Source organism: Streptomyces sp. NPDC017936 (assembly GCF_044328485.1).
GTDB lineage: Bacteria > Actinomycetota > Actinomycetes > Streptomycetales > Streptomycetaceae > Streptomyces.
The window spans coordinates 77,762-83,761 of sequence record NZ_JBIRHK010000005.1 but is presented as its reverse complement, the minus strand read 5'-3'; the positions used below and the strand labels follow the sequence as shown (position 1 = coordinate 83,761).

General features: G+C 70.7%; 5 protein-coding genes. 2 read left to right on the top strand and 3 right to left on the bottom strand.

What is annotated here, in order from left to right; translation table 11 throughout:
- Positions 1-272 precede the first annotated feature (272 nt).
- On the top strand, positions 273-1,964 hold the full coding sequence (locus tag ACH4F6_RS12180; protein ID WP_397959933.1) for a SpoIIE family protein phosphatase: 1,692 nt from the start codon (positions 273-275) through the stop codon (positions 1,962-1,964).
- Positions 1,965-2,017: 53 nt separating this feature from the next.
- On the opposite strand, the gene ACH4F6_RS12175 is transcribed toward ACH4F6_RS12180, so the two are convergent.
- Positions 2,018-2,488 carry an ArsI/CadI family heavy metal resistance metalloenzyme gene (locus tag ACH4F6_RS12175; RefSeq protein ID WP_397959932.1) on the bottom strand — a complete coding sequence of 157 codons (471 nt, stop codon included), beginning with the start codon at positions 2,486-2,488 and terminating at the stop codon, positions 2,018-2,020.
- Positions 2,489-2,706: 218 nt separating this feature from the next.
- On the opposite strand from ACH4F6_RS12175, the gene ACH4F6_RS12170 reads away from it, so the two are divergent.
- Positions 2,707-3,225 (top strand): HAD domain-containing protein, encoded by a 519-nt coding sequence (locus ACH4F6_RS12170; RefSeq protein ID WP_397959931.1) that lies wholly within the window; start codon positions 2,707-2,709, stop codon positions 3,223-3,225.
- A 764-nt stretch (positions 3,226-3,989) separates the two neighbouring features.
- On the opposite strand, the gene ACH4F6_RS12165 is transcribed toward ACH4F6_RS12170, so the two are convergent.
- Together ACH4F6_RS12165 and ACH4F6_RS12160 are read right to left on the bottom strand one after the other, a co-directional pair.
- Positions 3,990-4,544: an EF-hand domain-containing protein gene (locus tag ACH4F6_RS12165; protein WP_397959930.1), complete on the bottom strand. Its 555-nt coding sequence runs from the start codon at positions 4,542-4,544 to the stop codon at positions 3,990-3,992.
- 585 nt (positions 4,545-5,129) lie between these two features.
- Positions 5,130-5,891 (bottom strand): phosphoglyceromutase, encoded by a 762-nt coding sequence (locus ACH4F6_RS12160; protein WP_397959929.1) that lies wholly within the window; start codon positions 5,889-5,891, stop codon positions 5,130-5,132.
- Positions 5,892-6,000 lie beyond the last annotated feature (109 nt).

The window sequence follows — 6,000 nt, the reverse complement described above, 5'->3', positions numbered from 1 at the left end:
CGGCAGATCCCCCGCACCGGCCCCCCGCGCAGGGGGGCCCCCCGGACCCGCCAGTAGCCCCCCGGCCCGGGGCCCGCCCCCCCCCCCCCCCCGGCCCGGGGGGGGGGCCCCCGCGGGGGGGGGCCCCGACGCGGTGGGCCTGCCTCTCCTCGCACCCGGCCGTGCCGGCCCGGCCGTGCCGCTCTTGCCCGCCCCGAGGGTCATCCGGGTCCCAGGGGGAACCCGGACCACGGGAGTGGCCGATGTGATCTCTCCGGTGACGGGAGGCAGCCATGCGGGGCCCGGGTGATCGGCAGGAAGCGGTGGCTAGGGCCCTCGAGACCCTCGGCACGGGCGCTTGTATGTCGGACGAGCAGGGCCTCATCGTCGCCGTCAACACGCACGGCGAACGGCTCCTGGCCCGCCCCGCCTCCGACCTGGTCGGCCGGGACGCCCACGACCTGCTGCACCGCACCAGCTGCGGGGAGCCCGTGCCGAGGGCCCAGTGCCGGATACGGGAGAGCGTCCTCGGCGGACGCACGGAGCAGGGCACGGACGTGTGGCTCGAGCGCGGGGACGGCACGCTGTTGCCGGTGGCGTGGCTGGCCACTCCGTGCGACATCGGCATCCGCCCGTCGGCCACGCTCGTCCTCTTCCACTCCGCGGGACACCCCGGGCGGCCCGCCCAGCGGACACCGGTCGGCGGGCGGCTCACCGAACTGGAACGGCTCGCCCTGCTCGCCGAGACGACCGCCCTGCTCACCTCCACCCTGGACATCCACGAGGCACTGCGCCGCCTGATCACCCTCGTGACGCCCCTCCTCGCCGACTGGGCCGTCATCGACCTGATCGGCGAGCGGGACGAAGTGTCGCGCTTCGCCGTCGCCCACGCCGAAGGCGGCACCGTGGTGTTCCAGGACGACCTCCAGGGGCCCATGCCGCCGGTGCCGCAGGAGTCCCCGATGCCCCTGTCCCGCGCCCTGCGCGGCGTCGCGTCCTCCCTCGCCGGTCCCGAGACGTATCAGGGACCGCCCGACTCCGGCATCGCGGTGGAGCAACGGCGCCTGTTCGAGGCGACCGGCATGCACTCGGCGATCATGGTTCCGCTCCGCAGCCTGCACGAGGTCATGGGCGCCCTCACCCTCGGCCGCGCCGACCAGCCCGACCCGTTCACCGCCTCCGACACCGCCCTGCTGGAGGACATCGCCCGGCGCGCCGGCCTCGCCCTGGAGAACGCCCGCCTCTACCAGCGCCAGCGCAAGGTCGCCGAGACCATGCAGCGCCATCTGCTGCCGAGGCTCCCGCGGACGCCCGGCAACACCATGACCGTCCGCTACCTGCCCGCGCCGGACGCCTCCCACGTCGGCGGCGACTGGTACGACGCGTTCACCCTGCCGGACGGCGCCACCGCCCTCGCCGTCGGCGACGTCGTGGGCCACGACCTGGAAGCCGCGGCCGGCATGGCCCAGCTGCGCAACATGCTCCGGGCGTACGCCCTGTCCCAGCAGAGGCCGCCGAGCAAGATCGTCGAGTGGCTCGACCAGGCGACCCTGGAGATCGTCGAGGTCTCCATGGCCACGCTGGTCTTCGCCCGCATGAGCGACAACGCCGTCGGCCAGTGCGAACTGACCTGGACCAACGCGGGCCATCCGCCTCCCCTGCTGGTCACCCGCGAGGGCGTGGCCCGCTATCTGACCGACGGCCACAGCATCCTCCTGGGCGTCACGCCCGAGCGGCCCCGTCCCGACGCGACGGTGGAACTGCCGCCCGGCGCGACCCTGCTCCTCTACACCGACGGCCTGATCGAGTCCCCGGGCCACGTCCTGGACGAGGGCCTGGACCGCCTGCGCCGGAACGCCGCGGCCCTGGCCCGCCGCCCCCTGGAGTCCTTCACCGACCAGTTGCTGGCCCGAGCGCGTCCGAAGGACAACGACGACGACGTGGCCCTGCTGGCCGTACGGCACGAGCCCGGCCTGACTTCCTGAAGCGACCGCCTCCACGGCTTCCCGCGGCCGCCGCCGCTGCACAGGACCGCCGCTCAGCCGCAGCCGCACCCCGCCGCGGCGGGGGCCGCGTCCTCGGTCCGGCCGGCGCAGCAGCCGTCGCCGACGGCGCCGGGGTCGGCGCTCTTGCCGAGGGTGTCGGCGTCCGCCTTGACCACGTAGACCTCCCAGGGCTCCTTGCCGGGGCCGTGGACCCACACCTTGTCCTGGAGGGCGTAGCAGCAGGAGGTGTCGTTCTCCTCGAACGTGGCCAGGCCGGCGTCCCTGAGCCGGGTGGTCGCGGCGTCGACCTGGTCCGTGGACCGCACCTCGACGCCGAGGTGGTCCAGACGGGTCTCCTCACCGGCCTCCCCCTCGATCAGGACGAGCTTGAGCGGGGGATCGACGAGGGCGAAGTTGGCGTACCCCTCACGCCGCTTGGCCGGTTCGGCGCCGAACAGCTTCGCGTAGAAGGCGATCGACGCCTCGAGGTCGCCGACACGGAGGGCGAGCTGAACACGGGACATAACGGCCCCCATCTGCTTGCATTGACATCTGTCAATGCACAGCCTGCCTCCTGGATCGAGAAACGTCAACATAGACGCACATCGAAACAAAAAATGACGCTCGCGCGCCCGGTGGTCGCCGTCGGTCGCCGTCGGCCACTGCCGAGCGGCCCGGACGGCTCGGGGACGGCCCAGCCCGAGGGTGCCGCTCCCCTGTCGCGCAGAGTTATCGTGCCGCCGTGACAAGCGCAGCGGAGCGCCCTCTCCTCTTCCTCGACGTCGACGGTCCCCTGATCCCGTTCGGGTCGCCGTCCGGTCGTCCACGGATCACCGCCGCCGACCCCTCGACGCCCCCCGATCAGGGGAACCCCCTGCTGAACCGGCTCGATCCCGGCCTCGGATCGCGCCTCATCGCCCTGGGCTGCCGTCTCGTGTGGGCGACGACCTGGAGGGAGGAGGCGAACGAAGCCGTCTCCCCACGCATCGGGCTGCCGAGGCTGCCGGTGGTGGAGTGGCCGGACCTCTGTGCCGACGAAGGCCCGCGCGGCTTGCACTGGAAGACTCGCCCCCTCGTCCGGTGGGCCGGCGGCCGGCCGTTCATCTGGGTCGACGACGAGATCAGCGCCATGGATCGCCTGTGGGTCGACGCCCATCACCCCGGGCCGTCACTGCTTCACCGTGTCGACCCGGCAGAAGGCCTTGTGGAGGCCGACTTCTCCACGCTCGCCGACTGGCTCCGCGCTGCCGCACCGAGATGAGCACCGCTTCGGGAGTTCGATCGAGCGGATCCAACCGGCCCTCGCGCTCGGGAGACCGGGCCAACGCCATGCGTAGGGGGCGGACAAGACCGGCAGCGGGGCGTCAGCGGGGAAAGCTGCGCTCATTCGCGGCCGGTCGAGGTGTCGGCCTGGGTGAACGGTCGCATCATGGCGTCGTCGGACCGGTCCGCTCTCCTCGCGATTCCCCGCTCGATCCGGCGCGTCGGCGGTGCGGTCGGGCGACAGGCCGTCGCGGGTGCCTGACATCGGCGTGCGACGGGGTCGTGCTCGCACGGTGGCGATTGGACGCGGGTTCCCGGTCCCGTGGTCCTTCCGTGGCGAGGCCATGAGAAAGGGACCTCCTGAACAGCTCGTGGGTGTCGACCCATGAGCGGCAGGAGGTCCCGGTGGCGCACTCTTCCGTGTCGATGGTCAGGCGATCCGGCCCGGCCGGCCCATCGGGCGATTGCCTCGCGCGGGTACACGGCGGCACGGCGCCCGAGCGGCAGCGCCGGTGCCCGGGGGACACGGCGGACGGGGAGCCCTGCTCCTCCTTGACCGGTGCCTCGGACTCGTGGCGCGCGGAATCCCACCACGACAGGCAGGAGACAGCCTGCGACAGGACACCGCTGTCGACGCCCTCCCTGTCGGAAGGGGGGTTGTTGCACGACCACACACCACATGATCATTCCTAGGCCGTCGTCACCCCCGGGGGCAGATCGCGATCACTGCGCTTCACGCGTGATCAACCACCTGAAAGGCCCTTACACACGCCCGAAGGTCAGACTTCCCGGGGCGGCCGGGTCGGGGGAGAGGAAGAACTCGCGGGCGGCCCGGATGAATTCCGGACGGGAGATGTGTCCGTCTCCGTCGGTGTCCAGGGCCGCGAACGCTTGGGCAGCCTCGGGAGAGGAGATACCCCAGATGTTGTTCGCGAGCCGAAGGTACTCGTCCTTGCTGATCTGGTTGTCACCATCAGCGTCCATCACGTCGAACGTGGCGTCGGTGAGGCCGTTGACGGAATCGAAGCGACTGATGTCGAGGACCGTGGAGCGGGTCGCCGCGACGTACTCCTCCTCGGAGAGGCGCTGGTCACCGTTCAGGTCCGCGTGCCGGGCCAGTTCCTGCCAGAGCATGGCGTAGGCGGCGTGGAGGGCCATGGCCTTGCGGTTGTTGTTGTCCAGTCGGTACTCGCTGCGGTACCGGTCGATGATGCTCTGGAAGTCGCTCCAATCGACGTATCCGTCATTGTTGGCGTCCAGGGCGCTGAAGACCTTCTTAATCTTCAGGCCAATGGCGTCAGCGGTTGCAGTGGCCATTTCCCTGCCTTTCGTGCACGTGGGGGACAGCCGGAGGTATCTCCGGCTGCCGATCTCCGACGCTAGCATCAGGCATCATCTGGCGCTGCGATGCACCATCATCACTGAACCAAACGGGTGAGAAGGCTTTCAGGACAACATAAGGGAAGCCCGAGACACCGCATTACTGAATAGACGCAGAAGAGCACCATGAAGATTCTTCTTGCACAGACGAGCAGACAGGTAAGTGGACACCGGCCTCAGCCGGCTGATCCCGAGCGAAAGTCCGGCGAGTCGTACGCCGAGTCACGGGAGAACGGCATGCACGCGCTCCGGCACTTCTCCACCTGTCTTCGAGGCCGCCCGATCGAGGCGACACGGCAGCTGAGGGCCCGTACGCTCCGCACCGGAGAGGGGCGGGGAGAGCGATGGCGGACGGGTACTTCTTGCCGGTGTGCGACGCCGTGCCTCATGACGTGGTGCTCACCGGCCCTGGCGCCCGCGTGAGGGACGTCGTCCGGGTCGTGCGCCGGCTGACGGCCCGGAGCCACGAAGAAGCCCCCTGCCGGCGGAGAACCCGCAGGCAGGGGGCTTCTTCAGACGGGCTTACTTCTTCTTGCCCTGGTTCTTGACCGCCTCGATGGCGGCTGCGGCCGCTTCCGGGTCGAGGTAGCGGCCGCCGGGGGTGACCGGCTTGAAGGCGGCGTCGAGCTCGTAGTACAGCGGGATGCCGGTCGGGATGTTCAGGCCCGCGATGTCGGCGTCCGAGATGCCGTCGAGGTGCTTGACGAGGGCGCGGAGGCTGTTGCCGTGGGCGGCGATCAGGACCGTGCGGCCCGTGAGGAGGTCGGGCACGATGCCGTCGTACCAGTACGGGAGCATGCGGATGACGACGTCCTTCAGGCACTCCGTGCGGGGGCGGAGCTCCGGCGGGATCGTCGCGTAGCGCGGGTCGTCCGACTGGGAGAACTCCGTGCCGTCCTCGAGGGGCGGGGGCGGGGTGTCGTAGGAGCGGCGCCACAGCATGAACTGCTCCTCGCCGAACTCGGCGAGGGTCTGGGCCTTGTCCTTGCCCTGGAGGGCGCCGTAGTGGCGCTCGTTCAGGCGCCAGCTGCGGTGGACCGGGATCCAGTGCCGGTCGGCCGCCTCGAGGGCCAGCTGGGCGGTGCGGATCGCACGCTTCTGGAGGGACGTGTGGACCACGTCGGGCAGCAGGCCGGCGTCCTTGAGCAGCTCACCGCCGCGGACCGCCTCCTTCTCGCCCTTCTCGTTGAGGTTGACGTCCACCCAGCCGGTGAACAGGTTCTTCGCGTTCCACTCGCTCTCGCCGTGGCGGAGGAGGATCAGCTTGTACGGTGCGTCGGCCATGCGTATGAGCGTAATCCAAGCCTTTGGGCCCCGGGGCACGCCGCCCGAGGGGCGGACGGTTGACGCGTTCTGTTAATTGAGTGGCCCTCGGCGGGCCTCCCTCCGTAAG